Origin of the sequence: Rhodococcus sp. 14-2470-1a, assembly GCF_002259425.1 — a bacterium.
In the GTDB taxonomy this organism is placed as follows: domain Bacteria; phylum Actinomycetota; class Actinomycetes; order Mycobacteriales; family Mycobacteriaceae; genus Rhodococcoides; species Rhodococcoides fascians_E.
The window spans coordinates 342075-367653 of the sequence record NZ_NPFZ01000033.1 but is presented as its reverse complement, the minus strand read 5'-3'; the positions used below and the strand labels follow the sequence as shown (position 1 = coordinate 367653).

Here is a 25579-nt window from a genome sequence, read left to right as displayed (position 1 = left end):
CAACCACCGATAACCAGACCTGCGGCCCACGCCATGTGCAGCGCTCGCCCTCGATACCGACACCCCAGAGTCGACCATGGCATAGAAGCTATCGCGTACTTCCTCTGACTTGCGTGGTCGTCCACCCACGACACACCACCTACTCCCTGATCAGGAGCGGTGGCGCATCCACCGGTTGAGCCCGCCCCAAGTGACCGAACGGCACATTCGCTCCGGGAGGGGGTGCGCTCCGGTAAGGGGTGCGTGCTGTCGGGAGACGGCTAAAGTTCGCCGACTGCGCCTTCGGCGGCGTCGGCCCATTCGCGCCACTGCTGAGCCTGTTCGAGGGCGCGCTTGGCGTCCTTGTCCTTGCCCGCGGCGGATGCTTTGGCGGCCTGCTCCTCGAACTGTTCGACGCGCTCGCGGAACTGGGCGGCGCGGGCGAGGGCTTCGGGGTCGGTCCGACGCCACTGCGCGTCGACGGCGTCGCGTACCGATTTCTCGATGGCGCGCAGCTTGCCTTCGAGTTCCTGCATCTTGTCCCTGGGTACTTTGCCCAGTGCGTCCCATTTCTCCTGAAGATCGCGGAGTGATGCGCGGGCTGCGTCGAGGTCGGCGGCGGGGTCGATGCCGGCGTACTTCTGGAGGAGCTCCTCCTTGGCAACTGCGTTCGCCTCGAACTCGGCGTCACGTTCGGACGCTGCCGCGTTGCGTGCGGCGAAGAACACGTCCTGTGCAGCTTTGAAGTTCTTCCACAGTGCGTCGTCGGCGTCGCGAGGTGCACGTCCGGCGGCTTTCCATTCGGTCAGCAGGTCTCGGAACGCTGCCGCGGTGGGTCCCCAGTCGGTGGACGACGACAGTGCCTCTGCCTGCGCTACCAACTCCTCCTTGCGTGTCTTCGCGGCGCCGCGCTCACGGTCGAGATCCGCGAAGTGTGCGCCGCGGCGACGGTTGAAGTTCTCGCGAGCCTTGGAGTAGCGCTTCCACAGGGCATCGTCGACCTTGCGGTCGACTCCGCGGATCGTTTTCCACTCGTCGAGGATCTCGCGTAGGCGATCGCCTGCATGCTTCCACTGGGTGGATTCGGTGCCGATCTGTTCCGCTTCGGCGGCGAGTTCTTCTTTGCGTGCCGTGTGTGCGGCGCGCTCGGCTTCCTTCTCGTGGCGGGCAACGGCGGCGGCAGTCTCGGAGTGTTCGACGACGAGTTGCAGTCGCTCGGCGAGCGCGTCGAGGTCGCCGATGACCGCGGCGGTCGGCAGCGTCTCGGCCAGTGCTTCCGCGGCGGCCTTGGTCTTCTTCGCGTCCCCGGATCCGGCGGTGAGCCTGGCCTCGAGCAGGGCGATCTCGGTGGACAGATCGTCGTACCGGCGACCGAAATGTGCGAGACCCTCGGCCGCGTCACCGGCCTGCCACGACCCGATCTGTCGTTCGCCGTCAGCGGTCTTGACCCACGCGGTGCCGTCGTCGTCGACCCGTCCGAATTTGCTCGGGTCGCTCGGCGCCGCGAGTGCGGGCGTCACGGTCGCGACGTGTGTCGCCACCGGATGAGGCTTGGGGCCGCCACCTGGCTTGGGGCCACCGGGTTTCGGGCCGCCGGGCTTGGGGCCGCCGGGCTTGGGAGCGCCTGGAGTGTTCTCCCCGCTGGTGTGGCCGTCGGTGTCGGTCATCGTTCCTCATCTCTGCCGCGCGTCACGGCTGCCTGTATCGCGCTGTATCGAGTGCTTCACCACCATCGGTCGGTATCGACCGATCGAACCATTCAAACAGGTGCGAGCGAGGTTGGTGTGCTCGTCCGGCGATTACGACGCCGAGTGTCTTCGCATGCGGTCGCTGCCGCGTCGTCCGGGCACCGCGTCACCGACTAGCGTTGGGTCCCGTGTTACGTGCCGTGGCCTTGGTGCCGTCCCCGCCCCTCCTGGTGCCCGAATTGACGGGAAGCGGAGCTGCCGACTCGATCGACGTCCGTGCGGCTGCCTGCGACGCTGCCTCGTACCTGGCCTCGGTCGCCGATACCTGGGTGGCGATCGGTGTGGCCGACGTCGCTCGTCGGATCACGCACCCCGCCGCAGGGTCGTTCACGGGGTACGGCGTCGATGTGCGCGTCGATCTGTCCGACGGTGACTCTGCGTCCGATCCCGACATGCCGTTGCCCGCGCTGATCGCGGGATGGCTCCGTGGGCAGGCGTCGGCGGGGGAGGTGTCGCGCGAGATCACGGTCGATGTGGAGTTGGTCGCGGATCGCGGTGTCGTGGACGATCACCGACGACTCGGGGCGAACCTGAGGGCCGAGTTCGACGGGCGGGGAACCGATTGGGGGTTGTTGGTCGTCGCCGACGGTGCGACCACGCTGACTCCCAAGGCTCCTGGTTCCTTCGACGATCGAGCCGAGTCCGTGCAGCGTGACATCGACGACGCTCTCGCCGCAGCCGATGCAGGAGCATTGACGCGGCTCGACCCCGTGCTCTGCGGCGAGGTCGGGGTCGGCGGATTGGCTGCCTGGCAGACTGCAGCCGGTGTCGTCGGGGACGACGACGTCGACGTGCGCAGGCTCTACCGGGGCGCTCCGTACGGGGTCGGTTACTTCGTCGGCACGTGGACCCTCCCGCGATGACAGGCGAACACACCGAACGCCTGCGTCCGATCGCGGTGATCGGGCCGACGGCAACGGGCAAGTCCGATCTGGGTCTCGATCTTGCGGAAACGCTCGGCGGCGAGGTCGTCAACATCGACGCGATGCAGCAGTACCGCGGCATGGACATCGGCACGGCCAAGCTGGCGCCGGACGATCGTCGCGGGATTCCGCATCACCGGTTGGACGTCCTCGACGTGACCGAGACCGCGACGGTGGCGAACTACCAGAGCGCGGCGGTACGTGACGTCGAGGACATCATCGCGCGCGGCAACGTTCCCGTCATCGTGGGTGGGTCGATGATGTACGTGCAATCTCTGCTCGACGAGTGGTCCTTTCCCGCAACCGATCCCGATGTTCGCGCCAAATGGGAGAAGGTGTTGGCCGACGGAGGTACCGAGGCGGTCCACCGTGAGCTCGCGCTGAAGGATCCGGAGGCCGCGGCGTCGATCCTCGCCACGGACGGTCGACGCATGGTGCGGGCACTCGAGGTCGTCGAGATCACCGGAGCACCGTTCGCGGCCTCGGCACCGACCATCGGCGAGCCCCGGTGGGGAACGCGCTTGCTCGGCGTCGACCGGGAGACCACCGAACTGGACGAGCGAATCGCGCGTCGTACCGATCTGATGTTCTCCGCGGGCCTCGTCGACGAGGTGCGCGCGCTGATCGACGTCGGGTTGAAGGACGGTGTCACCGCCTCGCGCGCGATCGGTTACGCGCAGGTCCTGGCGTTTCTCGACGGCACGAGCGACCTCGACCACGCACGTGAACGGACGTTCATCGGCACCCGCCGATACGTACGTCGACAGCGCTCGTGGTTCCGGCGCGACCCACGGGTCCACTGGCTCGACGGCGCGAACCCGTCCCTGCTGGCGTCCGCGCTCGAGGCTCTGTCGCGCGGATAGACTTCCCGGCATGCACTTCGCGAAAGGTCACGGAACGCAGAACGACTTCGTCGTGCTGCAGGACCCGGATGTCCAGATCGAGCTACTCCGGCCCCGGGTCGCTGCTCTGTGCGACCGTCGTCGCGGTCTCGGTGCCGACGGGGTACTGCGCGTTGCACGGGCCGGGCAGTTGCGTGACGCAGGAGTGCTGGACCGGCTGCCCGCGGGTGTGTCCGCCGAGGACTGGTTCATGGACTACCGCAACGGTGACGGCAGCATCGCCGAGATGTGCGGTAACGGGGTGCGGGTGTTCGCCCACTACCTGCGGGCCACCGGGCTCGAGACCGAGGTTCGATTCGTCGTCGGTTCACGAGCGGGAGCCAGGCCGGTCACGGTCCATCGCTTCGACGACACCACCGCCGACGTCACCGTCGAGATGGGCGACGTGCATCTGATGGGGTCGAGTGCTGCCGTACTGGGGGGCCGCCGCTTCGAGGGCATCGGTATCGACGTCGGCAACCCGCACCTCGCGTGCGTGGACCCCGACCTGGACGTCACCGCGCTCGGCGGGATGGACTTCTCGTCGGCACCCGAACTGGACGGTGATTTCTTCACCGCAGGCGCGAACGTCGAGATTCTCACCCGACTGCAGTTCGGCCGGGTGGACATGCGCGTGTTCGAACGTGGTGTGGGGGAGACTCGATCGTGCGGTACCGGCACGGTCGCAGCCGCGGCCGCGGCGCTGTCCTACGAAGGGCTCGACTCCGGCCAGGTCGTGGTCGGTGTGCCCGGCGGCGAGGTCAGCGTGTCGATCGACGATTCCGGCGCGACGCTTCGGGGCCCGTCCGTACTGCTGGCGAGCGGCGACGTCGACGACGACTGGTGGCGGCGCATCGCATGAGCCGTTGATTCGGCACGGGCGGGAAACTCGCGTGCACACGCTGGGGATTTCGTGGATCATGGATGACGTTGGACAGAGAAGTTGTTATGACAACCGGAATCGTTCGATTCCCGGACCTAAGGATTGACGGAAATAACGGACACACAGAATTACGACCACGCCGATGCACAGAACGGGTCGGCCTGGACGCGCGAAGAGAGCGAAGCGTGGTCCAAGCGGATCGCGCGCTCCCCGCTTCCCACGTCGGATCAGGGTGACGGCAGCTCCGACAGCAGACCGTCGACGGGCGACATGCAGCTCGAGGAGCGCACCGCTCTCCGGCGCGTCGCCGGGTTGTCCACGGAACTCGCGGACGTCACCGTGGTCGAGTACCGCCAGCTTCGGCTCGAACGCGTCGTCCTGGTCGGGGTGTGGACGACCGGAACCGCAGCGCAGGTGGAGAGCAGCATGGCCGAGCTCGCCGCACTCGCGGAAACAGCGGGATCCGAAGTGCTGGACGCCTTGGTTCAGCGGCGTGACAAGCCGGACACCGCCACTTACATCGGCTCGGGCAAAGCCCACGAACTGAGGGATGTCGTGCTGTCCACCGGTGCCGACACCGTGATCTGCGACGGTGAGCTCACACCCGCGCAGCTCAACGCGCTCGAGAAAGTGGTGAAGGTCAAGGTCATCGACCGGACCGCACTGATCCTGGACATCTTCGCCCAGCACGCGACATCGCGTGAAGGCAAGGCGCAGGTCGCGTACGCGCAGATGGAATATATGCTTCCGCGTCTGCGCGGTTGGGGTGAATCGATGTCTCGTCAGGCCGGCGGCCGCGCAGGCAGCAACGGCGGTGTCGGCCTTCGCGGACCCGGTGAGACCAAGATCGAAACCGATCGCCGACGGATTCGCGAGCGCATGGCGAAGCTCCGCAGGGAGATCAAGGGCATGAAACAAGCCCGCGACACCAAACGCGAGAGCAGGCTGAAGAGCACCACCCCCAACATCGCGATCGTCGGATACACCAATGCCGGCAAGTCGTCGCTGCTCAACTCGCTGACGGGCTCGGGTGTCCTGGTTCAGAACGCACTGTTCGCCACCCTGGATCCGACATCGCGAAAGTCCACGTTGGAAGACGGGCGAGCCATCGTCCTCACCGACACGGTCGGCTTCGTCAGGCATCTCCCGACGCAGCTGGTCGAAGCATTCCGTTCGACACTGGAAGAAGTCACCGACGCCGATCTGCTTCTGCACGTCGTCGACGGGTCGGATCCGCTGCCCACGGACCAGATCAAAGCCGTGCGGGAAGTCATCGTCGACGTCGTCAAGGAACGAGACTCGACGATGCCGCCGGAGCTGATCGTCGTGAACAAGATCGATGCCGCAGATCCGGTCCAGCTGACCCAGCTTCGCGGGCTTCTGCCCGGAGCACGGTTCGTGTCGGCTCGTACCGGCGAGGGAATCGACGAACTGCGTGGTCACCTCGGTGAGATTCTGGTGTGGCCCGAAGCCGAGATCGACGTCCTCGTTCCCTACACGCGAGGTGATCTCGTCGCACGCATTCACACCGAGGGACGGATCTCCAAGTCGTCCCACGAGAGCGACGGCACTCGGGTCGAGGCGCGAGTGCCGACGGCACTGGCCTCCGTCCTGGCCGAGTTCGCGTACGAACCGGCTGCTGTCTGACATCGGCGTGCGTCCGGGTGTTCTCGCGGTAGCCGTCGCAGTGGCGGCGCTGACCGTCGGTGCCGGCGCACCGACCGCCCAGGCTCGGCCGGAGGTGCGGCAGGAACCGTCGGACACCTACTGCACTCCGACCGACCCGGCTCTCGAGGAGCTGTCGGGGATGGCGTTCGTCGACGGTGTGCTCTACGCGATCGGCGACAGTGGGACCGATCACCGGGTGGCCGTCCTGGACGACGGTTGCGCCGTGACACGGTGGCTCGACGTTCCGGTCGACCCGTACGACGTGGAGGACATGGCGTCGTACGACGGCGACCTGTGGTTGTCCGATACAGGCGACAATCAGAGCAGGCGTGACACCGTCGCGTTGACTCGGATGGATCCCGTCACCGGGCAAGGCGAGCTACACCGGTTGATCTACCCGGACGGGCCGCACGACGCGGAGGCCCTGCTGATCGAGCCCGGTGGTCGTCCGGTCGTCGTCACGAAGGAGCCGACCGGGGTGAGCGGAATCTACGTCCCCGCGGGTGGCGAATCCGTGGCCGAGCTGGCGTCACCGGGGCCCACCGCTCTCACGAAGGCCGGGGAATCGACGTTCGAGCGGACCGACACGGCCGGGGGTCCGCCGTTCATCATCGGGTCGATTCTCGCGACCGGGGGAGCGGTGAGTGCGGACGGGACTGTCGCTGCCGTGCGCACCTATACCGACGCCTACCTGTTCGCGGTGCCCGACGGCGATGTCGTTCGAGCTCTGTCCGGTGAGCCGGAAGTCATAGCTCTTCCTGCCCAGCCCCAGGGTGAGGCACTCACATTCGATTCGAACGGCAACCTGTTGATCGCCTCCGAAGCCGCGGGTGGGCCGGTTCCCCCCATCGAGGTGCTGAGCAGCGCAACAAGTCTCGTCGACACGCCGACACCGGCGACGGAAGCTCCTCAGCAGCCTGGTGGCCGATGGCCGCTGGGTGCGCTCGCCGTCGCCGGTGTCCTGGCGATCGTGTCGATCTTCTACACCGTCGGGGCAGCCCGACGGCGTTGACGGGTCAGGCGTCGAGGTCGGACGCGACGAGCGCCGCAACCTTGTCCAGAGCCGCCTGGTCCTCGCTCTCGACGGTCACCTCGGTGCCCTTGGCTGCACCGAGGGTCATGATCATCAGCGCGGATCCGGCGTCCACCGGTTCCTCGCCGTCCACGGCGAGAGTGACGTCGACGCCTGCGTCGGCAACGGCCTCGGCGATGATCGCTGCGGGTCGCGCGTGCAGACCGATTGCGGATCCGACGGTGACTGTGGTGCTGGGCATGAAGTGCTCCTTCTTCGTTGGGTGGTCAGGCGGTGATGATCAGGGGGGTGACGATCAAGCGGTGACGAGGTCGGGGTCGATGGCTGCTTCCGAGGGGGCGTTCTTGCCCTTGGCGAACTGCTTGGCCGCAATCACGAGCACGGCGGCGACGATCGTGCCGACTGCGAGGGCCAGCAGGAACCACAGGATGCCACCGACGGCGAAGAACACGAAGATGCCGCCGTGCGGAGCGCTGAGCGTGACGTCCATCGCCATGATGAGCGCACCGGTCACTGCGCCGCCCGCCATCATCGACGGAATCACGCGAAGTGGGTCGGCGGCCGCGAACGGAATCGCACCTTCGGAGATGAACGCTGCACCGAGGAACCAGGCGGCCTTGCCGTTCTCGCGTTCGGCTTCGGTGAAGATCTTCGGGCGTACGGCCGACGCGAGAGCCAGAGCGAGCGGCGGCACCATGCCGGCGGCCATCACGGCAGCCATGATGCGCAGCGATGCGGTGTCGGTGACCGACAGGCCTGCAGTGGCGAATGCGTACGCGGCCTTGTTGACCGGGCCACCGAGGTCGAAGCACATCATCAGTCCGAGGATGATGCCGAGGATGATGATGGAGCTACCCGACAGGCCGTTGAGCCAGTTGGTCAGTCCGCTGGTGATGGCGGCGAGCGGCTTGCCGAGCACGAGGAACATGATGCCGCCGACGATCAGCGTCGCGAACAGCGGAATGATGACGACCGGCATCAAGCCACGAAGCAGAGCCGGGATTTTCCATCTGCTGATCCACAGCGCGACGAAACCGGCGATCAGACCACCGACGAGGCCACCGATGAAGCCTGCGCCCACCAGGACGGCCACGGCGCCAGCCGTGAACCCTGGTGCAAGACCGGGCCTGTCGGCAATGGCGTACGAGATGTAGCCGGCCAATGCGGGAACCAGGAAGCTGAAGGACAGCGCGCCGATCTGGAAGAGAACAGCTCCGAGGTAGATCTTCAGACCACCGTCGGGCAACGCGGTGAGCGAGTTGTTGACGACGATGTCCTCGGCGCTCTCGGAGATGGTGTACCCACCGAGCAGGAAGCCGAGTGCGATGAGCAGACCGCCCGCCGCAACGAACGGAATCATGTAACTGACACCGGTCAGCAGGATCTGCCGAATGCGTGTGCCCCATCCGAGTTCGCCTGCGCCGGAGGACGCGGTGCCCGGATCGGCTGCAGTGCCGGAGACACGGGCCGCGTTCGGATCGTTCGATGCGCGCAGAGCTTCCGTGACCATCACGTCGGGCTCGTTGATGGCGCGTTTGACTCCGGACGAGATCACCGGCTTGCCGGCGAAGCGCTCCTTACCCTTGACCCCGACATCCGTGGCGAAGATGACCGCTTCCGCGCTCGCGATCAGCGCCGGGTCGAGCGGCGTGCTTCCGCTCGAGCCCTGAGTTTCCACGTGCACCGTCACACCGGCACGATCACCGGCAGCGACAAGCGAATCCGCGGCCATGTACGTGTGGGCGATACCCGTCGGGCACGCCGTGACAGCGACGATGTGCTTGGGCGTATCCGCGGCGGCGGCGTCGGGAACCTCGGGAGCGGAGTGCTTGGCAGTACTCACCGTGGCCCCGGCAGCAGGGGCAGCGGCGGCCTTGGGCGCGGGGTTGATGACACCGTCGACGAGAGCGACGACGTCCGCGGCCGTCGGAGCCTCGCGCAGAGACGTCACGAACTCCGGCTTGACCAGCGCCCTGGCCAGGCTGGAGAGCAGCTTCATGTGCGCCGAACCCGCACCGGCCGGCGCCGCGATGAGGAAGACCAGATCGGCCGGGCCGTCGGGCGCACCGAAATCGACCTTCGGGTTCAGACGGGCGAATCCGAGCGACGCCGTCGTCACGGCCTCGGCGCGACAGTGGGGGATGGCGATGCCGCCCGGCAGGCCCGTCGCCGACTGCGCTTCGCGGGCCAGAGCGGCGTCACGCAGCGGTTCGGCGTCGGTGGCGCGCCCGGCGTCGGCGAGCACGTTCGAAAGCCGTGCGATGACAGCGTCTTTCGATTCACCGAGGTCCGCGTCGAGGACTATGAGGTCCTCCGCGATGATCGCGGGATCGTTGGTTGGTGTGGACATGACGTCGCTCCTACGAGGTGAGGGTCTTCGAGCTGGGGGAGGGCTGTGGGTCGAGTGAGTTCGGTGACTGCACTGCTTGGACGGTCACCGAGTCGGGACGAGTCTGTTCGGGGGTGGGAAGGGTGGTGCCGGGTAGAGCCGTCGCCGCGGTGCCGTACGCCACGGCTCGACGGATCAGGTCGGCGGGTGGGCATCGCTCTATATCGGCGAGGATGTAGCCGGCGAGGGACGAATCTCCCGCGCCGACGGTGCTGATCGCGTCGATCTTGGGGGGCGAGGCGAACCACGCGCCCTCCTGGGTCACCAGGACCGCTCCCGCGCTGCCCAAGGTGGCGAGCACCGCACCGACGCCGCGCTCCAACAGGATTCGACTCGCGTCGATCGCCGCGGTCGGATCCCCCGCGGCTGCCGCACGCTCGAGGTTCTCGGCATCCGCTCCGGTGAGCTGCGAGAGCTCCTCGGAGTTGGGCTTCATCAGGTCCGGCGCGGAATGGGGGAACGACGCAGCGAGCGCGAGAAGCGGTGCATCCGAGGTGTCCACGGCAACCTTGCACGCCGTCGTGGACTTCAGTGCTGCCACGAGTTCCCCGTACCAGCCGACAGGTATGCCCGGGGGAAGCGATCCCGACAGTGCCACCCAGGTTGCATCTCGTCCCAGGTCGACGACCGTCTCGAACAGTTCTGTCCTGGCGGCCTCGGACAACTCGGCGCCCGGCTCGTTGATCTTGGTCGTGACGCCACCGGGCTCGCTGACGGTGATGTTGGTCCGAGCGAGCGCGCCCGTCGGGACGGCGCAATAGCGGACGCCCCGGGCGGACAGAGCCTCGAGCAACGGGTCGTGCTCGGATGCGGGAAGCACCGCCATGGCCTGCACGCCGGAAGCGGTGAGCACCCTGGCCACGTTGACGCCTTTGCCTCCCGGATCGCTCACCGACGCGCGCGCTCGATGTACGCCACCGCGCGCGAGCTCGGTATCCAACACCACCGTGCGGTCGATACTGGGGTTGGCGGTCAGTGTGACGATCATGCGATCACCACCTCGATTCCGTTGTCGGTCAAACTCTTACGATCGGATACCTCGATCTGGGCGTCCGTCACCACGACGTCGATGTTCTCGAGCCGGGCGAAGCTGACCAGATGCTCGCGGCCGATCTTGGACGAATCGGCAAGGACGACCACATGATTGGCAGAGCGCACCATCGCACGTTTCACGGCGGCCTCGTCGCTGTCCGGGGTCGACAGGCCGTGCCCGAGACTGAGTGCGTTCGTTCCGATGAACGCCACGTCCACCCGCAGCCACTCCAGCGATGTCAGTGCTTCCTCGCCGACGGCCGCCTGTGTCGCACCTCGAACTCGGCCCCCCAGCATACGAAGGCTGATTCCGGACAGGGGTGCAACTCTCGCTGCGATCGGAACGGAGTTGGTGACCAGGGTGAGCTCACGGTCGGGGCCGATCAACGCGGCCAATCGGCCCGTTGTGGTTCCGGCGTCCAGTACGACGCTGCCTCCCGAACCCGGGAGGTACTCGACCGCGGCGGCAGCGATCGCATCCTTCTGTTCGGCTCGCGTGTATTCACGTTCACCGACGCCGGGTTCGGTGACCGTCAGAGCCGACGCGGGCACCGCACCGCCGTGAACGCGCCGAACGACACCGAGGCGATCCAGCATCGCCAGGTCCCGGCGAACGGTCTCCGTGGTGACCCCGAACGAGGTGGACAGATCGGCCACCGAGACACGTCCACGACTGGTGATCAGCTCTGCAATCGATTGTTGACGTTCCTCTGCGTACATCCGTTCCTCCTCTCCGTCGTGCGTACGGGCTGGGCTCTGATCCGATTACGTGTTGGTTTATGTTGTTTTACGCCCGTATCTGTTGACATGTCAAGAGCAAAGAGTAATCTGAGTCACAACAAGTCGATCACAGCGGATACGGACACACGCCCACTTCGCCGCGCGCACTTTTCGTTCAAGGAGGACACATGACGGGATCGCACCTCGCCGAGAACCGGGAGACCGGAGCAGCACTGGCCGGTTCGGCGGTTCTGACCGGCACGCCCGTCGTACCCGGAGTCGGCTACGGCCCGGTGATCAGGCCCGGCGGCCGGCCGGACGTGCCCGTCGACGACACGGTGCTGGACGAGCAGGCGCGCGGGCCCGAACTCGAGAAGTTCCGTGAGGCGACGTCCGTGGTGGCCGGTCGGCTTCGGGGCCGGGCAGAGTTGGCCACCGGAGCGGCATCGGAGGTGCTCTCGGCCAACGCGGCCATGGCTCAGGACCGCGGCTGGCTGAAAGCTGCCGAGAAGCACATCGCTGCGGGATCGTCCGCGACGTCGGCGACCAATGCCGCGACCGAACAATTCGTATCGATGTTCACCAAGCTCGGCGGCCTGATGGCCGAGCGCGTCACCGACCTGCGTGACGTCCGTGATCGGGTCGTCGCGCAGATACTCGGATCGCCGGAACCGGGCGTGCCGGCCCCGACGGTTCCGTCCATCCTTCTCGCCGACGACTTGGCGCCGGCCGACACCGCCGGGCTCGACCCCGACTTCGTCGTCGGGCTCGCGACGTCACTCGGCGGACCGACCAGTCATACCGCGATCATCGCCCGCCAGCTCGGAATCCCGTGTGTCGTAGCCGTGTCCGGTCTCGACGACGTGGCCGAGGGCACGCCCGTGGTGGTCGACGGCATAGCCGGCAGGATCGTGCTCGACCCGGACGCGGCGCTGGCGACACAGGCCGTCGCCGACGCGCGGGCAGAACTGGATCGTGTGTCGCGGTGGGCCGGGCCGGGTTCGACATCGGACGGACACCTCGTGGACATCCTCGCCAACGTCCAGGACGGTGCCGGTGCCCGCGCGGCTCGCCGGACCGCGGCCGAAGGCATCGGACTGTTCCGCACCGAACTCTGCTTCCTCGACCGCGACGTGGAGCCGACGGCCGAGGAGCAGGCGGAGATCTACGGTGAGGTGCTCGACGCCTTCGCCGGCCACAAGGTGGTCGTCAGAACCCTCGATGCGGGCTCGGACAAGCCGTTGCGGTTCGCGAACCACGCCGACGAGGCCAACCCTGCCCTCGGAATCCGCGGTATTCGAATCGCCGCGCAGGACAGGGGAATTCTGCTTCGCCAGCTCGACGGAATCGCCGCCGCCGCGACAGCGACGGGGTCGACGCCGTGGGTCATGGCCCCGATGATCGCGACCGCGGCCGAAGCGGCAGCGTTCGCCGACGACGTGCGGGCACGCGGGTTGAAGCCCGGTGTGATGATCGAGATTCCCGCCGCGGCGTTGATGGCCGAGCACATTCTCGAATACGTCGACTTCCTGTCGATCGGTACCAACGACCTCGCGCAGTACACGATGGCTGCGGACCGGATGTCGCCGCAGCTGGCCGACCTCACCGATCCGTGGCAGCCGGCGGTCATCGCGCTCGTCGCCCACACGGCGAAGGCGGGTGCCGCAGCGGGCAAGCCCGTCGGGGTGTGCGGTGAGGCCGCGGCAGACCCACTGCTGGCGTGTGTGTTGGTGGGTCTGGGGGTCACCTCGCTGTCCGCGGCGTCCGCCGCCGTGGCGCACGTCGGGGCGAAATTGTCCTCCGTCACGCTCGACCAGTGCCGTGCCGCTGCCGACGCCGCCCTGAAAACGGACAGCTCGGCCGCGGCTCGTGCGGCGGTCACCGCGCTTCTGGCGTGAATGCCCTCTAGGATTCACTGCTTGTGAGTCGAAACTTCGGATGGACCCTGCACGGCGACGGAAAGACGCCCTCCGCGGGCGCAGTCGTGGCGCCCGACGAGCGGCTGTCATGGCCTCGCACGGTGGGTATCGGCATGCAGCACGTGATCGCGATGTTCGGCGCGACACTGCTGGTGCCGACGGTGACCGGGTTCCCGGTCACGACGACGCTGCTGTTCTCCGGAATCGGCACCGCCTTGTTCCTGATCATCACGCGGGGCCGGATCCCCAGCTACCTCGGTTCGTCGTTCGCGTTCATCGCACCGCTCAGCGCAGCGCAGGCGGATGGTCCGGCAGCTCAGCTCGGCGCCGTCATGTCCGTCGGAATCGTTTTGGCCGCAGTCGGATTCGTCGTGAAATTCGCCGGCGGGCGAGTGATCGAAGCAGTCATGCCGCCCGTCGTGACGGGTGCCGTGGTGGTGCTCATCGGCCTGAACCTCGCCCCCGCGGCGACGTCGTCCTTCGAGGCGCAACCACTTGTCGCGGCAGTCACCCTGATCGCCATTCTCGTGGTGACCGTGGCCGGTCCAGGACTCCTCGGCCGCCTGGGCATTCTCGTCGGAGTCGTCATCGGCTGGGTGTTCGCGGCGGTGGTCGGACAGATCGGCGCAGCGAAACTCGACGCCATGAAGGCCGCCTCGTGGATCGGAATGCCCGAGTTCCGTGGACCCACGTTCGAGCTGTCCGTCGTTCTGATTGCCCTGCCCGTGGTCATCGTTCTCGTCGCCGAGAACGTAGGCCACGTCAAAGCAGTGTCTGCGATGACGGGGAAGTCGCTCGACGACCTCGCAGGAGACGCACTCATCGCCGACGGGCTGGCCACGACGCTCGCGGGCGCCGCGGGAGGTTCTGGAACGACCACCTACGCCGAGAACATCGGGGTCATGGCCGCCACCCGCGTGTACTCCACAGCCGCGTACTGGGTCGCAGCCGTCACGGCAATCGTGCTCGCGTTCTCCCCGAAGTTCGGCGCACTCGTGTTCACGGTTCCCGACGGCGTCATCGGCGGCGCCACGCTCGTCCTCTACGGACTCATCGGCCTACTGGGAGTCCGGATCTGGTCCGACAACAAGGTCGACTTCACCGACCCGGTCAACCTCACCGTCGTCGCGGCCGCACTGGTCGCGGGAATCGGCGATTTGACCTTGACCATTGGATCGGTCGACCTCGGCGGCATCGCATGGGGCTCGGTGGGCATCCTCGTCGGCTATCCGGCTCTGCGCGCACTCAGCCGGCTCGCTACCCGCTAGTTCGGTCACCGATCCTGCGCGGCTCGGTCATCGACCGAGGTCGGGCGCGGTCGTAGTGTCGAGGGAACGCACGACAAGTGTCACCCTCGAAGGAGTAACCCGTGGACCGCACCCTGTTCGAACCCGAGCACGACCTCTTCCGCGAGTCGTACCGCAAGTTCCTGGACCAGCACGTCGCCCCCAACCATGCGCGCTGGGAAGAGCAGAACATCGTCGACCGTGACGTCTGGGTGGAAGCTGGCAAGCAAGGCTTCCTGGGAACGGCAGCGCCCGAGGAGTTCGGCGGCGGCGGGGTCAAGGACTTCCGGTACAACGCCATCGTCACCGAGGAAACCACCCGCGGCGGATACAGCGGAATCGGGTTCACCCTGCACAACGACGTCGTCGCGCCCTACTTGATCGAGCTCACCAACGACGAGCAGAAACAGCGCTGGCTCCCCGGATTCTGCTCGGGCGAACTCATCACCGCGATCGCCATGACCGAGCCCGGTACCGGCAGTGATCTGCAGGGAATCAAGACCCGCGCAGTTCGCGACGGGGACGAGTGGGTCCTGAACGGATCCAAGACCTTCATCACCAACGGCATCAACGCCGACCTCGTCATCGTCGTCGCGTGTACCGACCCGGAGAAGGGTGCGCAGGGCTTCAGCCTGCTGGTCGTCGAACGCGACATGCCAGGCTTCGAACGCGGACGCAACCTCGACAAGATCGGCATGAAAGCCCAGGACACCGCCGAGCTCAGCTTCACAGACGTTCGAGTCCCCGCAGCCAACCTCCTCGGCGAAGAAGGCATGGGCTTCATCTACCTGATGCAGAACCTGCCGCAGGAGCGCCTGTCGATTGCCGTCGTCGCAGCCGCAGCCATGGAATCCGCGCTGGACATGACCATCCAGTACTGCCGGGACCGCAAAGCGTTCGGCAAGTCCATCGGCAAATTCCAGAACACCCGCTTCGTGCTCGCCGAACTGGCCACGGAAACGACCGCGACACGCATCATGGTCGACAAGTTCATCGAACTCCTCAACGCCGGCACGCTCACCGTGCAGGAAGCCGCCATGGCGAAATGGTGGACAACCGAGAACCAGGTCAAGCTGATCGACAGATGCCTACAGCTGCACGGCGGCTACGGGTACATGAAGGAATACCCGATCGCCAAGGCCTACATGGATTCTCGTGTGCAGACCATCTACGGTGGCACCACGGAAATCATGAAGGAGATCATCGGCCGAGGACTGGACCTCTGACCCCGTCGTAACCCCGAGAGCGCGCCGCCGCACCCCCCTGAACGGAGCGAACGTGACGTTCGGTCACTTGAAGTGACCGAACGTCACGTTCGCTCCGTGTCGGTACCGGGGTGGTGGAACGACTGCTGTTCAGAGCTTGCGCATCACGGTGACGACCTTGCCCAGGATCGCTGCGTCGTTGCCGGGGATGGGCTCGAACAAGGGGTTGTGCGGCATCAACCAGACATCACCCTTGGTTCGTTTGAACGTCTTGACGGTTGCTTCGCCCTCGATCATGGCCGCGACGATGTCGCCGTTGTCCGCGACGCTCTGCTGACGCACGACAACCCAGTCTCCGTCGCAGATCGCGGCATCGATCATGGATTCGCCGACGACTTTCAGCAGGAACAGGGACCCCTGGCCCACCAGTTCGCGGGGGAGCGGGAACACGTCTTCGACGGCTTCCTCGGCGAGGATGGGTCCACCCGCGGCGATTCGTCCGAGAACGGGCACGAAAGTCGGCGTGGGCAGCTGGTCCTCGGACGGAGCAGAACCGTCGGCGACTGCAGCCGCGTGATCCGCTTGCACCTCGTCGAGCCCCCGCACATCGACGGCCCGAGGACGATTGGCGTCTCGGCGGAGGAAGCCCTTGCGCTCGAGCGTGCGCAGCTGGTGTGCCACGGACGATGTGGACGTGAGCCCGACGGAATCGCCGATCTCGCGGATGCTCGGTGGATATCCCCGCTCGGTGACCGACGCCCGAATCACCTCGAGCACCTTGCGCTGACGCTCGGTGAGTCCGGCGTTGATATCCGTTCCCTCGCCCTCGAACGCCTTCGCCGTCGGCACGGCAGCAGGCTTGCCCGCCGCAGCCTTGCCGGCCGCACTTTTCGTCGCCGCGGTTTTCGTCGCCGCGGGCTTCCCAGCAGTCTTACCGTTCGACCCCGTGCCATTCGACCCCGTGCCATTCGACCCAGTAGAGGTCTCGTCTTTCATTCGTGCGTCCTCCTGCGTGATGCGTGCGTGTGCCGGAACTCGAACGTGCTCGAAGACCAGAACGCGTGGGATGGATGTGACGTGTGGTTTCTGACACGAACTTAGCCCGTAATCGCTGTTGGATCAAACATCTGTTCGATCCGTGTCGCGTTTTCTACTGACTTTGTCGGAGGTGCGTGATAGAACTTTCGAACAAGCGTTCATCGAACGCCTGATCGAATAGCGTTCGAATCCACGTCTCGTTCGACACCGGAGGTTCCGATGAGCATCACCACCGAGCGGCCCGTCCGTACGGAGCAGCACCAGCAGACTCGCCGTGCTGTCAGTACCCGTCAGACTGCGTCGCAGCGTCGTGCGGCGATGCAACGTCGGCGTCGTGTCGGCGCGTCCGCGGTGCGCGGCGGCCTGCACGACCGGCGGGCCGAGGGGTGCGCGGACCCGGCGCATCGTAGCCAGCGCATCACCGTGCTCGGCGCGGTGGCGGGAGTGGTGGGGACCGCACTGGTGCTGTTGGCGCTCGTCGGAATGGCGAACCTGCGCGCATCGTCGCTCGAATCGGTTTCTGCGCCCTCTGTTGCCACGGTCCAGGTCCAGAGCGACACGGTATCGGGCGACACGGTCTCGAACGGCACGGTCGTCAGCAGCACAGTAGGCCCGTAGCGCTGTGTTGTGTCTGCCTCGTCTGTCAGGGGACGGAGCCGGTTCGGTTCCGCTCCGAGTATCCTCGAAGCCTGCGCCTCCTGTGTGCCGTTCGGGGGTGCGTGACGGCTACGACGGAGGCTCAACCATGCATTGCCCGTTCTGCAGGCACCCCGACTCGCGCGTGGTGGATTCGCGGGAAGCAGACGAGGGCCAGGCTATTCGTCGTCGTCGTTCGTGCCCGGAATGTGGACGTCGGTTCACCACGGTGGAGACGGCGGTGCTGGCGGTGGTGAAGCGCAGTGGGGTGACGGAGCCCTTCTCTCGGGAAAAGGTAGTCAAGGGTGTGCGACGCGCATGCCAGGGCCGCGATGTCGACAACGATGCGTTGAATCTTCTGTCGCAGCAGGTCGAGGACGCGGTTCGAGCGTCGGGATCGGCCGAGATCCCCAGCCACGAGGTCGGTCTGGCCATTCTCGGCCCCCTGCGTGACCTCGACGAGGTCGCGTACCTGAGGTTTGCGTCGGTGTACCGCTCGTTCAGCTCAGCCGAGGATTTCGAAAAGGAAATCCTCGATCTTCGTGCGCACCGGCAGGCTGCGGCGGTCGACTGACGCTCGCCGGGTCACGATCGTGCCGCGACCTCCATGGCCCGCACGAGACGCTTCTCCGACACCGGATAGGCCGTGCGGATGCTCTGCGCGAACAGGCCGACTCGCAGTTCTTCGATCATCCAGAACACATCCTGCACCGCTGAAGTGTGGTGCTTGGTCTCCGGTAGCGAGCGGAGCATCCTGTCGTAAGCCTCGTACACGCGGTCGAGGACGTCCATCCCTGCATCGTCACGTCCGGCACTGCTCGGCAGAGATTTCAGGCGTGCCGTCGCGGCGTCGAGATAGCGCGGGATATGGACGAGGCGCGTCGATCCGAACTCGAACACGAAACCGTCGAACACCAGTGATGACAGCTGTTCTCGTACATCGTCGGCCGCGTCGCCCTGTAGAGGATCCAGTACGGAACGCAGTTCCAGTGCTGCGGTGAGTATCGGCCGGACCAGTCCGAGTATCTCGCTGGTTCGTCGAGCGGTGTCGGCACCGACTGCGGCGGCGAGAGCCGCGAACTTCTCGGGAGACCGGACAGGACCTCCGTGCGCGGTCATCGACTCGTCGACAGCAGTTTTCCTGCAGTCGTCGAGCAGGCTTTCGATGCTGCCGTAGGGGTTCTGGCCGATGGCCAGTCGTTCACGCGTCGGGATGCCGGCAAGCAACGCCTTCGTGCCTCGTGGTGCCGACTCCAGAAGAAGTGCGCGCGTCCCTTCCCGCATCGCGGCGCGCTGAGCAGCTGGGGTGCTGAGAACACGGACGGCCACGCCGCCGTCCTCCCGGATGAGGGCGGGATATCCGGTCACCGTCTGTCCCGCGACCGATGTGGAGACCGTTGCGTCCAAGGTTCCCAGTGTCGACGACGTCCATGCCAGGGTCGCCGGTCGCTCGGCTGCACCCACCGCGCTCGCGACTTCACGATCGACGCGGGGCGCCAGTGCTTTTCGCAGTGCAACCAGGTCCTTGTTCGATCCGAGCGTCTTGCCGTCGGTGTCGACCGCGACGAACGTCATCCTCAGATGTGCGGGCAGAGAACCCAGATCGACATCGTCCGGGTCGATGCGTGTGGACCCCAGCCGCGAGAGTTCACGAGCCAGTGCTGTCACGATCGGCTCCGAGCGCGGTTTCATCGACGCCAGAGCGGCAGAGGCGAAGTCGGGTGCAGGAACGACGGTGCGCCGTTGGGCCTTGGGGAGAAGTTTGATCAAGGCCGTGACCAGTTCTGCGCGCATACCGGGCACGAGCCAGTCGAACCCAACCGGCTGGACCTGTGCGAGAAGTGCGATCGGGATCCTGGCCGTGACACCGTCGGCTTCGGACCCCGGTTCGAACTGATAGGTGAGGGGGAAGAGGATCTCTCCCTGTCGCCACGCATCGGGGTAATCACCGCCGAGAACCGACGCCGCGTCAGCGTTCACCACCGTCTCGGTGGTGAAATCGAGAAGATCGGGTGTACTCCGGCGAGTTTTCTTCCACCAGGTGTCGAAGTGACGAGCGGACACGGCCTCCGCGCCGATCCGTGCGTCGTAGAAGTCGAACAGTGCATCGTCGTCGACGACGATGTCGCGGCGGCGGGCCTTGTTCTCCAACTCGCCTACGTCGTCCAGCAACTCACGGTTCCTGTGGAAGAACGGGTGCTCAGTCTTCCACTCGCCTTGTACGAGTGCGTGCCGGATGAACAGCTCGCGTGACGCCTCCGAGTCGACGGTGTGATAGTTGACGGGCCTGCCCGCGACCAGTGGGATGCCGTAGAGGGTGACGCGCTCGTAGGCCATTGCGGATTGGCGTTTGGTGGACCAGTGCGGTTCCGAGTACGTGCGCTTGACCAGATGCGGTGCGAGCCTCTCGGCCCACTCCGGTTCGATTCGCGCTGCCATTCGGCCCCACAACCGTCCGGTCTCCACGAGTTCGGCTGCCATCACCCAGCGCGGAGGGTTCTTGAACAGTCCACTGCCGGGGAACACCGCGAAGTGAGTGCCGCGCGCACCGAGGAATTCTCGTTTGTCACCCTCGCGAAGGCCGATGTGCGACAGCAGACCCGAGAGTAGAGACTGGTGCAGAGCTGTCGGGGTCGACGGCGAATCGGGGATGCTCCACCCCATCCCTCGGGTGATCTGCCGCAGTTGACCGTGCAGGTCCTGCCATTCCCTGATGCGCAGGTAGTGCAGGAACTCGGCGCGGCACATTCTGCGGAACTGGTTGGAGGACAGATCGGTTCGCCGGTCCCGAAGGTACTTCCACAACTCGACGTACGCCAGGAAGTCCGAATTGGGGACGGCGAAGCGCGCATGCTGTTCGTCGGCGGCCTGCTGGTGTTCGGTGGGACGCTCCCGTACGTCCTGGATGGACAATGCCGACACGACGACGAGAGCATCGGCGAGTGCCCCGGTGTTGTTGGCTTCCACCAACATCCGACCCATTCGAGGATCCACGGGCAGAGCCGCGAGCTCGCGCCCGATGGGCGTGAGCTCCGATTCGCCGGTTCCGCTGGACGGTTTCAGCGCACCGAGCTCCTCGAGCAGGCCGATTCCGTCGCGAATGCTGCGGGGGTCGGGCGCTTCGACGAACGGGAACTCCTGGATCTTCCCCAGACCGAGGGACGTCATCTGCAGGATGACCGACGCCAGGTTGGTCCGCAGGATCTCCGGCTCGGTGAACTGGGGACGGGACTCGAAGTCGTCCTCCGAATAGAGCCGGATGCAGATTCCGTCGGCGACGCGTCCACACCGGCCTGCCCGCTGCCTGGCGGACGCCTGGGAGATGGGCTCGATCGGCAGCCGCTGGACTTTGGTCCGTAGTGAATAGCGGGAGATGCGTGCTGTTCCAGGGTCCACCACGTACCGGATGCCCGGAACCGTCAACGACGTCTCCGCGACGTTGGTGGACAACACGACTCGTCGGCCCGTGTGCGGGGTGAACACTCGATGCTGCTCGGCCGCCGACAGGCGCGCATACAGTGGCACTATCTCGGTTCCGCGGAACTGTCTCTCGCGCAGCGCATCCGCGGTGTCACGAATCTCGCGCTCGCCGGAGAGGAACACCAGGATGTCGCCGTCGCCCTCGCCGATCAGCTCGGCGACGGCGTCGCACGTGGCGTCGACGGGATCGAGATCCACGGTGCTGTCGTCGACATCGATGGACAGCGGACGGTACCGCATCTCCACGGGGAACGTGCGGCCGGACACTTCGACGATGGGCGCCGCAACGCCGTCCCGTGCGAAGTGCTGGGCGAACCGTTCCGGGTCGATGGTGGCGGAGGTGATGATCACCTTCAGATCCGGGCGGCGGGGGAGGAGCTGAGCCAGATAGCCGAGGATGAAGTCGATGTTGAGGCTGCGTTCGTGTGCCTCGTCGATGATGAGCGTGTCGTACTGCCGCAGAAGACGGTCACGTTGGATCTCGGCCAGCAGAATGCCGTCCGTCATGAGCTTCACGAGCGTCGAATCCGACGACTGATCGGTGAACCGGACCTTGTAGCCCACCGACTCACCGATCGATTCGCCGACTTCCTCGGCGATGCGTTCGGCGACGGTCCGTGCTGCGAGACGACGAGGCTGCGTGTGCCCGATCGATCCTCTGATGCCGCGTCCCAGTTCCAAGCAGATCTTGGGTATCTGTGTCGTCTTGCCCGATCCCGTTTCACCGGCAACTATCACGACCTGGTTGTTCGCGATGGCGTCGGCGATGTCGTTCTTGCGGAGACTGACAGGCAGTGACTCGGGATACTCGATACGGGGCAGCGCCGCGCGCCGGTTCGCGACGACCGCTTCCGCCTTCGCGACCTCACGTTCGACGGTGTCGACGGCGTCGGGTGTGCGGGCGCGGTCGAGTCTGCGACGCAGCCGGTGTTCGTCCCGAATCGAGACGTCGGCCAATCTGGTCGACAGTGCGCGACGACGTTCTGCGGTGGATGAGGTAGACATGCTGGCACAAGGATAGTTGCTGCAGCGTCCGCGGTGTCGGCGCGGTACACACCGATGGGTCGTCGGCCTGTGCAAAGATCGGCTATGCCTACCGATTCCACGTCGATAGTAATGAGAATTGCGAGGGTTGGGTTCGCTCTTCTGACAGCCGCAGCCCTGGCGACGATTCTGGCGAAAGGTGTCGGGACCGAAGGTTTCTCGGTCGCGAACTATTTCAGTTACTTCACCGTCCTGAGCAACGTGCTGACCGTCGTCGTGCTGGGTATCGGCGGCATCGTCGATCCTCCAGGCGAGGGATGGCAGTTGTTCCGGGGTGCCGTGACGCTGTACATGGTGATCACCGGGATCATCTATGCCGTTCTTCTGGCGAACATCGACGTCGGTGTCGCGGATCCGTGGACCAACAACGTGGTGCACAGAATCATGCCGGTGGTCCTGCTTCTCGACTGGGTGATCGTTCCCGCACGCAAGCGGATCTCGGAGGCGCGGTCTCTTCTGTGGCTGCTGTTTCCCCTCGTCTACGGGATCTACAGCCTGATTCGAGGCCCGATCGTCGACTGGTACCCCTACCCGTTCCTCGACCCCCGAGGGCAAGGTTATGTCGCGCTCGTCATCGGACTGGTGGTGCTGACCGTGGCATTCGTGTTGATGGCACTCGCCGTGAACGCCGTCGGCCGACTCGGCAGCAGATGGCGACTCGGCAGTGGCGCGGACGACCGCAGTGACTAGGCTTCGGAGCATGTCTTCCGCGACCGAACCGAGTTTCGAATCCAGACACTCCGCGCTGTGGCACGGTTTCGCCGACATGGGCGCAGTCACCGCGTCCGGGCCGTTCGTCGTCGCCCGCGGTGACGGCGCCTACATCTACGACCGCGACGGTAACGAGTACCTCGACGCCACCGCCGGACTCTGGTTCACCAACGTCGGGCACGGTCGTCGCGAGATCGCCGACGCGGTCGCGACCCAACTGTCTTCTCTTGCGCACTACTCCAACTTCGGAGACTTCGTGCCGGAGACCACGTCGGTCCTCGCCGAGCGTCTCGCCGAGATCGCACCGGTCGCAGGCAGCAAGATCTTCTTCACCTCGGGCGGATCCGACTCGATCGATACCGCGGCCAAGCTGGCTCGGCGCTACTGGCACGAGGTGGGCAGGCCCGAGAAGACGCTGATCGTGGGGCGGCAGAAGGCATATCACGGTATGCACGTCGCAGGTACCTCTCTCGCCGGCATTCCGGTCAACCACGAGAACTACGGCACGCTGATGCCCGACGCCAGGACTGTCGCGTGGGACGACGCAAAGAGCCTGTTGGCGCTGATCGAGGAAGTGGGGTCCGACAAGGTCGCTGCCTTCTTCTGCGAACCCATCATCGGCGCCGGTGGCGTCTACCTGCCGCCGGACGGCTACCTGGCGGAGGTCAGGCAGATCTGCCGAGACAACGACGTGCTGTTCGTCGCGGACGAGGTCGTCACCGGGTTCGGCCGGATCGGCGGATCGTGGTTCGCGTCCTCTCGGTTCGATCTCGCACCGGATCTGATGACCACCGCCAAAGGGCTCACCTCGGGATACGTTCCGATGGGCGCAGTGTTCATCGCCCCACAGATCGCCGAGCCGTTCTTCGCAGGCGGAGCCTGGTGGAGGCACGGGTACACCTACGGCGGCCACGCCGGTGCGGCCGCCGCGGCCCTCGCCAACCTCGACATCGTCGAACGCGAGAACCTCCTGCAGGAATCCGCCCGCCTGGAGTCGTCGTTGCACACCTACCTCGCGCCGCTCGCCGATCACCCGCGTGTTCAGGAAGTGCGCAGTGGGCTCGGTGCGGTGGCGGCGATCCAGCTCGCCGATCCAGCCGAAGCATTGCCGTTCGTCAAGACACTCCGCGAGCACGGAGTGTCCGGCCGCGCAGCCGGACAGGGAGCCATGCAGATCTCGCCGGCGTTCGTCATGACCGACGCCCAGGTGCAGGAGCTCGCGACTCGAATTCTCAGCGCGCTCGGCTGAATTTCGCCCGAAGGCGCTGCCCGCGAGTCGGTGTGGGCAGCGGCGGTGGCGGTTCGGTTTCCGCAGCCTCGGCGAACCGACGGTGCAACTGCGAGCGCACCTCGTCCGGTGCGTAGGCGCGGCGAGTGCGCTCCGACTTCACGACGAGTGCTCCGGTTGCCGCAACACCGACGACGCCCGCAAGGCCGAGTACCTTCCACAGCTTCATCGCCTCACCGTACTGGGATCGGGGGCCGGGAGTGGAGCCGGCAGGAACGACCCAGGAAGACCGGGAGTGGAGCCGGCAGGAACGACCCAGGAAGGCCGGGAGTGGAGCCGGCAGGAACGACCCAGGAAGGCCGGGAGTGGAGCCGGCAGGAACGACCCAGGAAGGCCGGGAGTGGAGCCGGCAGGAACGATCCCTTTACGCTGGGTGTCATGACTGTTTCGTCGATTTCGCTCGACACTGCTGTCGATGCCACTCGGACCGGTGACATCTGGATCTTCCGTGGGCATTCGGCGGCCGATCGTGCGATACAGACGTTGACCAACAGTCCGGTGAACCACGTCGGAATGGCCGTGGTCGTCGACGATCTACCCCCGCTGATGTGGCATGCCGAGCTGGGGAAGACGCTGCAGGACATGTGGACGGGCAACTTTCAGCGCGGGGTCCAGTTGCACGACCTACGGGCGGCGGTGCTGCAGTGGTCCGACAAGTACGCGCAGCGATGCTGGCTGCGGCAGTTGAGTGAGCCCGTGACCCGCGAGCAGGAGGATGCGCTGATGCGCACCATCGCGCGGATGGACGGAACAGCGTTCCCGACGACGGCGAAGTTGGCGGGCAGTTGGTTCAAGGGACGGGTACCGACGTTTCGTCGCCGATCCCGCGAGGACGAGGCCGCCGGATCCGCGGCCCTCGAAACCGCGTATTGCGCGGAAGTGGTTGCGATGACGTACGACTCGATGGGGTTGCTGACGGGCAACAAGAAGGCGAACTGGTTCGACCCCGGAAAGTTCTGGAGCGGCGATCGGCTCCCTCTCGTGCCCGGCGTCACGCTGGGCGACGAGATCTTCGTCGACGTGTCCGCTGTCACACGGTGATGGTGTTCTCCGAAACGGTGCGGCCGCCCAGCTCGATCCAGTCACCGTCGCGACCGGTGACGAGAACGGAACCGCGTCCCTGAGCGACGACGAGTCCTCGTCCGAGTACTCCGGTGATCCAGACTGCCGCCGAGCCGGTGGCCTCGTCCTCGGCAATTCCCATGCTGGGTGCGAACATTCGTGACCTGATGTGCCCTGCGCCTTCGTCCGTCCAGGCCCAGGCGTAGTGGTGATCCTCGGTGAACGACGCGGCATCGAGTTCGTCGACGTCGGCAGCGGAGTCCAGGTGATGCTCGACGAAGTGGGGCGTCCACTCGGGCTTGGCTCTGACCCAGGACACGTCACCGTCGTAGCGGACCGCGAGATCGGAAGCGGGAACGGTCAACACGTTGATCGGGGTGCCCTGTGCGCGCAGCCACCACGACAGTCCGACCGTGGGATGCCCGGCGAACGGCAGTTGCTGCGCCGGGGTGTAGATGGTCGCCTCGGCGCGAGCCGGATCGCTGGAACTGCGGCTGTAGAAGACGGTTTCGCTGAATCCCAATCGATGCGCCAGTGCCTGTCGTTCGTTCTCGGGGACGTCCTGGGCGTCGACGATTCCCAGGGGATTGCCGTGGTTGCCGTCCTGATCGGTGAACACTCGCACTACCGACACGTCGATACCCATGGCGGCAG

Annotated in this window: 22 protein-coding genes; 13 read left to right on the top strand and 9 right to left on the bottom strand. The window is 65.9% G+C overall.

Features of this window, described 5'->3' with window-relative positions:
- Positions 1–260: 260 nt before the first annotated feature.
- Positions 261–1646 (bottom strand): DUF349 domain-containing protein, encoded by a 1386-nt coding sequence (locus CH292_RS23855; protein WP_019664102.1) that lies wholly within the window; start codon positions 1644–1646, stop codon positions 261–263.
- Between the two features lie 209 nt (positions 1647–1855).
- Between CH292_RS23855 and CH292_RS23850 the strand changes: the two genes are divergently transcribed.
- From CH292_RS23850 to CH292_RS23830, 5 genes are all read left to right on the top strand, one after another.
- Positions 1856–2590, top strand: a complete 735-nt coding sequence (locus tag CH292_RS23850) for a hypothetical protein (RefSeq protein WP_256978484.1) — start codon at positions 1856–1858, stop codon at positions 2588–2590.
- Positions 2587–3513 (top strand): tRNA (adenosine(37)-N6)-dimethylallyltransferase MiaA, encoded by a 927-nt coding sequence (miaA, locus tag CH292_RS23845; RefSeq protein ID WP_019664100.1) that lies wholly within the window; start codon positions 2587–2589, stop codon positions 3511–3513. Before CH292_RS23850 ends, miaA begins: the two co-directional genes overlap by 4 nt.
- A gap of 10 nt (positions 3514–3523) precedes the next feature.
- Positions 3524–4393, top strand: a complete 870-nt coding sequence (gene dapF / locus CH292_RS23840) for a diaminopimelate epimerase (RefSeq protein ID WP_094655871.1) — start codon at positions 3524–3526, stop codon at positions 4391–4393.
- 219 nt (positions 4394–4612) lie between these two features.
- Positions 4613–6061, top strand: coding sequence for a GTPase HflX (gene hflX, locus CH292_RS23835; RefSeq protein WP_256978493.1), 1449 nt, complete (start codon positions 4613–4615; stop codon positions 6059–6061).
- A gap of 7 nt (positions 6062–6068) precedes the next feature.
- Entirely contained in the window at positions 6069–7094 is a 1026-nt protein-coding gene (locus tag CH292_RS23830; RefSeq protein ID WP_094655869.1) for a hypothetical protein, read from the top strand.
- 4 nt (positions 7095–7098) lie between these two features.
- Here CH292_RS23830 and CH292_RS23825 read toward each other — a convergent pair whose 3' ends face one another.
- The 4 genes from CH292_RS23825 to CH292_RS23810 are packed head-to-tail and all read right to left on the bottom strand — an operon-like array spanning position 7099 to position 11256.
- A complete protein-coding gene (locus tag CH292_RS23825; protein ID WP_019664096.1) occupies positions 7099–7356 on the bottom strand; it encodes an HPr family phosphocarrier protein in 258 nt (85 codons plus the stop codon).
- 54 nt (positions 7357–7410) lie between these two features.
- On the bottom strand, positions 7411–9465 hold the full coding sequence (locus CH292_RS23820) for a fructose-specific PTS transporter subunit EIIC (protein ID WP_020110205.1): 2055 nt from the start codon (positions 9463–9465) through the stop codon (positions 7411–7413).
- A gap of 10 nt (positions 9466–9475) precedes the next feature.
- Entirely contained in the window at positions 9476–10492 is a 1017-nt protein-coding gene (locus CH292_RS23815) for a 1-phosphofructokinase family hexose kinase (RefSeq protein WP_094655868.1), read from the bottom strand.
- Positions 10489–11256, bottom strand: coding sequence for a DeoR/GlpR family DNA-binding transcription regulator (locus tag CH292_RS23810; RefSeq protein ID WP_019664093.1), 768 nt, complete (start codon positions 11254–11256; stop codon positions 10489–10491). The genes CH292_RS23815 and CH292_RS23810 overlap by 4 nt, the downstream gene beginning before the upstream one ends.
- A gap of 188 nt (positions 11257–11444) precedes the next feature.
- Here CH292_RS23810 and ptsP point away from each other — a divergent pair, with 188 nt between their 5' ends.
- From ptsP to CH292_RS23795, 3 genes are all read left to right on the top strand, one after another.
- Positions 11445–13154, top strand: a complete 1710-nt coding sequence (gene ptsP / locus CH292_RS23805) for a phosphoenolpyruvate--protein phosphotransferase (protein ID WP_094655867.1) — start codon at positions 11445–11447, stop codon at positions 13152–13154.
- Between the two features lie 23 nt (positions 13155–13177).
- Positions 13178–14443, top strand: coding sequence for a uracil-xanthine permease family protein (locus tag CH292_RS23800; RefSeq protein ID WP_094655866.1), 1266 nt, complete (start codon positions 13178–13180; stop codon positions 14441–14443).
- Between the two features lie 101 nt (positions 14444–14544).
- Positions 14545–15687 carry an acyl-CoA dehydrogenase family protein gene (locus tag CH292_RS23795; RefSeq protein WP_019664090.1) on the top strand — a complete coding sequence of 381 codons (1143 nt, stop codon included), beginning with the start codon at positions 14545–14547 and terminating at the stop codon, positions 15685–15687.
- A gap of 129 nt (positions 15688–15816) precedes the next feature.
- On the opposite strand, the gene lexA is transcribed toward CH292_RS23795, so the two are convergent.
- Positions 15817–16515, bottom strand: a complete 699-nt coding sequence (gene lexA, locus CH292_RS23790; protein WP_094628106.1) for a transcriptional repressor LexA — start codon at positions 16513–16515, stop codon at positions 15817–15819.
- Positions 16516–16923: 408 nt separating this feature from the next.
- Here lexA and CH292_RS23785 point away from each other — a divergent pair, with 408 nt between their 5' ends.
- Together CH292_RS23785 and nrdR are read left to right on the top strand one after the other, a co-directional pair.
- Entirely contained in the window at positions 16924–17322 is a 399-nt protein-coding gene (locus tag CH292_RS23785; protein ID WP_094655865.1) for a hypothetical protein, read from the top strand.
- A 127-nt stretch (positions 17323–17449) separates the two neighbouring features.
- Positions 17450–17914: a transcriptional regulator NrdR gene (nrdR, locus tag CH292_RS23780; RefSeq protein ID WP_026347603.1), complete on the top strand. Its 465-nt coding sequence runs from the start codon at positions 17450–17452 to the stop codon at positions 17912–17914.
- Positions 17915–17925: 11 nt separating this feature from the next.
- Here the strand turns inward: nrdR and hrpA are convergent, their stop codons facing one another.
- Entirely contained in the window at positions 17926–21825 is a 3900-nt protein-coding gene (hrpA, locus tag CH292_RS23775; protein ID WP_179278050.1) for an ATP-dependent RNA helicase HrpA, read from the bottom strand.
- Positions 21826–21909: 84 nt separating this feature from the next.
- On the opposite strand from hrpA, the gene CH292_RS23770 reads away from it, so the two are divergent.
- Positions 21910–22554 (top strand): Pr6Pr family membrane protein, encoded by a 645-nt coding sequence (locus CH292_RS23770; RefSeq protein ID WP_037142432.1) that lies wholly within the window; start codon positions 21910–21912, stop codon positions 22552–22554.
- Positions 22555–22564: 10 nt separating this feature from the next.
- Positions 22565–23824, top strand: a complete 1260-nt coding sequence (locus CH292_RS23765) for an aspartate aminotransferase family protein (protein ID WP_019664084.1) — start codon at positions 22565–22567, stop codon at positions 23822–23824.
- On the opposite strand, the gene CH292_RS23760 is transcribed toward CH292_RS23765, so the two are convergent.
- Entirely contained in the window at positions 23808–24032 is a 225-nt protein-coding gene (locus tag CH292_RS23760; RefSeq protein WP_094655863.1) for a hypothetical protein, read from the bottom strand. The two genes, CH292_RS23765 and CH292_RS23760, sit on opposite strands and share 17 nt — an antisense overlap.
- A 209-nt stretch (positions 24033–24241) precedes the next feature.
- On the opposite strand from CH292_RS23760, the gene CH292_RS23755 reads away from it, so the two are divergent.
- Positions 24242–24904 (top strand): hypothetical protein, encoded by a 663-nt coding sequence (locus CH292_RS23755; RefSeq protein ID WP_019664082.1) that lies wholly within the window; start codon positions 24242–24244, stop codon positions 24902–24904.
- On the opposite strand, the gene CH292_RS23750 is transcribed toward CH292_RS23755, so the two are convergent.
- The gene (locus tag CH292_RS23750; RefSeq protein WP_094655862.1) at positions 24894–25571 is read right to left on the bottom strand and encodes a PhzF family phenazine biosynthesis protein; all 678 of its coding nucleotides are present in this window, start codon (positions 25569–25571) and stop codon (positions 24894–24896) included. The two genes, CH292_RS23755 and CH292_RS23750, sit on opposite strands and share 11 nt — an antisense overlap.
- Positions 25572–25579: the final 8 nt, after the last annotated feature.

Bases quoted from the DNA above. Each gene is read 5' to 3' on its own strand.
- CH292_RS23855 (WP_019664102.1), bottom strand. From the start codon at position 1,646: ATGACCGACACCGACGGCCACACCAGCGGGGAGAACACTCCAGGCGCT.
- miaA (WP_019664100.1), top strand. From the start codon at position 2,587: ATGACAGGCGAACACACCGAACGCCTGCGTCCGATCGCGGTGATCGGG.
- dapF (WP_094655871.1), top strand. From the start codon at position 3,524: ATGCACTTCGCGAAAGGTCACGGAACGCAGAACGACTTCGTCGTGCTG.
- CH292_RS23825 (WP_019664096.1), bottom strand. From the start codon at position 7,356: ATGCCCAGCACCACAGTCACCGTCGGATCCGCAATCGGTCTGCACGCG.
- CH292_RS23820 (WP_020110205.1), bottom strand. From the start codon at position 9,465: ATGTCCACACCAACCAACGATCCCGCGATCATCGCGGAGGACCTCATA.
- CH292_RS23815 (WP_094655868.1), bottom strand. From the start codon at position 10,492: ATGATCGTCACACTGACCGCCAACCCCAGTATCGACCGCACGGTGGTG.
- CH292_RS23810 (WP_019664093.1), bottom strand. From the start codon at position 11,256: ATGTACGCAGAGGAACGTCAACAATCGATTGCAGAGCTGATCACCAGT.
- ptsP (WP_094655867.1), top strand. From the start codon at position 11,445: ATGACGGGATCGCACCTCGCCGAGAACCGGGAGACCGGAGCAGCACTG.
- CH292_RS23785 (WP_094655865.1), top strand. From the start codon at position 16,924: ATGAGCATCACCACCGAGCGGCCCGTCCGTACGGAGCAGCACCAGCAG.
- nrdR (WP_026347603.1), top strand. From the start codon at position 17,450: ATGCATTGCCCGTTCTGCAGGCACCCCGACTCGCGCGTGGTGGATTCG.
- hrpA (WP_179278050.1), bottom strand. From the start codon at position 21,825: ATGTCTACCTCATCCACCGCAGAACGTCGTCGCGCACTGTCGACCAGA.
- CH292_RS23770 (WP_037142432.1), top strand. From the start codon at position 21,910: ATGCCTACCGATTCCACGTCGATAGTAATGAGAATTGCGAGGGTTGGG.
- CH292_RS23765 (WP_019664084.1), top strand. From the start codon at position 22,565: ATGTCTTCCGCGACCGAACCGAGTTTCGAATCCAGACACTCCGCGCTG.
- CH292_RS23760 (WP_094655863.1), bottom strand. From the start codon at position 24,032: ATGAAGCTGTGGAAGGTACTCGGCCTTGCGGGCGTCGTCGGTGTTGCG.
- CH292_RS23755 (WP_019664082.1), top strand. From the start codon at position 24,242: ATGACTGTTTCGTCGATTTCGCTCGACACTGCTGTCGATGCCACTCGG.
- CH292_RS23750 (WP_094655862.1), bottom strand. From the start codon at position 25,571: ATGGGTATCGACGTGTCGGTAGTGCGAGTGTTCACCGATCAGGACGGC.